We start from the raw sequence: 1954 nt of genomic DNA, 5'->3' as shown, positions 1-1954 counted from the left end.
GGGTGCTGCTGCGGCGGCGGCTGCTGGGCCAGGCCCGCGGCCTGCTGCTGGGCCTGGTGCGGCGAGGCGACGGCGGCGGCCTGGGCGCTGCCCTGCACGTTCACCCGCGGGCCGTCGGTCGAGTTGCCCAGGTGCACGGACGAGCCGGGGCCGATCTCCATCTGATGGATCCGCTGGCCCTGGACGAACGTGCCGTTGGTCGAGCCGTGGTCCTCGATGACCCAACTGCGGCCGCCCCAGCTGATCGTGGCGTGACGCCAGGACACCCTGGCGTCGTCGAGCACGACGTCTCCCCCCGGATCACGGCCGAGGGTGTACGGCCTGGACGGGTCGAGCGTCCAGGTCCTGCCATTCAATTCCAGTACGAGTTCAGGCACTCCATGCCCCACTGAGTTGTCCCCCGAGTATTGCCCCGTCATGGGGAGTCTAGGGATGTCGAACATCCTGAGGAACTATTTCAGGAACGGCCCCATGACCGAAAGTCGGGCCTTGCGTCGGGGGTTGTGAAGACTCCTGACCGGCCCCGGTGCGCGCCCCGTTGACGGGGCAGAAACGGCCCCGGAGAGTAGTAAGCGCCCACAACTCCCAACGGATCATGAGCAAATGGGATATCAGGGGCAATGCCGCACGGATCGGGGGGTCCTTGATGTCCTTGACGGAGACCGGCCACGACACGACCCGACGCGGCGCCCTACCGGTCGGCGACGTACTGCTTTCGGCCATCGCCGCCGTGAGCTGGGCGTTCATCGGGATGGCGGGCGTCGCCACGCTCGGCCTGCACCTCCTGCAGGCCGACACGGCGGGTTCGCTCGGGCCGATGACGGCCGCCGTGGTAGCCATCGGTGTCGGCGGGCGCGTGACGCCCTCCGGCGACGTCTCGGCCTTCGGACTGGACGGCGCGCAGGCGCACACCGCCATCGACGTGTCGCCGCTGGGCGTGGGCCTGGTGGGCGCCCTGCTGCTGAGCTGGTTCTTCCTACGCTCCTTGCGCGCAGCGGGAGTTGGCGTCTCGTCGGCGGAGCTGCTGGCCCGCGCGGGGTCCGTGGTGGCGCTCTTCGTGGCGATGCTCGGAGGGCTCGCGTGGGCGGGTCACGACATCATCACGATTGACGGTTCGAAGCTGGGACTGGACGACATTCCGGGCAACGGCGGCCTGCCGGGCGACATCAAGGACAAGCTCCCCGGCGGCGTCGGCGGACTGCTCCCCGACCGGCTCGGCGACCTCGCGCAGGCGAAGGCGTCCGTCGGCTTCACCGTGCAGACGGGCGCCACGCTGCTCGGCGGCGCCGCCTTCGTGACCGGAGTGCTGCTGATCGCGCTGCTCGCGTCGCGGCGCACTCCCCTGCCGCGGGCCCTCGCCCCCCTGCACCGCCTGGTGCGGCCGGCGGCGTCGGCGCTCGTGACGGTGCTCCTGGTGGCGGTCCTCGCCGGCCTGGCCGCGGCGCTGTACGCGATGATCGGCGACGACCACCCGAAGCGGATCGCGGGCGCGGCACTGCTCGGCGCGCCCAACGGCGTCTGGCTCGGCGTCCCCCTCGGCCTGTTCGTGCCCTGGGACGGGAAGGCGACGGGCGCGCTCGCCAAGCTGCTCCCCGACCCGCTGGACGATCTGCTCACGGCCTCGTCGGACCGGCCCGTGACTCTGGGACGGCTGGCCGAACTCGACGGCCGGGTATGGCTGTTGGCCGTCGCGACGGCTCTGATGATGTTGTTCGCCGGCGTGCTGACGGCGGTGCGGACGCCGCGCGTGCCGGGTCAGGGGGCGCCCGGGTTCGCGGGCCGCTGCGCACTGCGGCTCGGGGTCGTCACGGCGCTCGGGCTGCCGCTTCTGGTGTGGCTGACGGACGTCTCGGCGGACGCGTCCTTGTCGGTACTGGGCTTCGACGCGTTCGGCGCGGGCATCGAGCTGCACGGGCGGCTCGCGATGGCCCTGCTGCTCGGGGCGGCGTGGGGC

Annotated in this window: 2 protein-coding genes; one reads left to right on the top strand and one right to left on the bottom strand. The window is 72.0% G+C overall.

Translation table 11 applies throughout. The features are described 5' to 3' along the window. On the bottom strand, positions 1 to 419 hold a 419-nt coding region (locus G3I40_RS07270), incomplete at its 3' end, for an FHA domain-containing protein (RefSeq protein ID WP_203643585.1). A gap of 227 nt (positions 420 to 646) precedes the next feature. Here G3I40_RS07270 and G3I40_RS07265 point away from each other — a divergent pair. Then, a partial coding sequence (locus G3I40_RS07265) for a streptophobe family protein (RefSeq protein ID WP_164301334.1) occupies positions 647 to 1954 on the top strand: 1308 nt, incomplete at its 3' end.

This window comes from Streptomyces sp. SID14478 (assembly GCF_010548525.1).
Classification (GTDB): Bacteria; Actinomycetota; Actinomycetes; order Streptomycetales; family Streptomycetaceae; genus Streptomyces.
The sequence above is the reverse complement of the archived record's forward strand: the minus strand, read 5'-3'. Positions and strand labels throughout refer to the sequence as shown.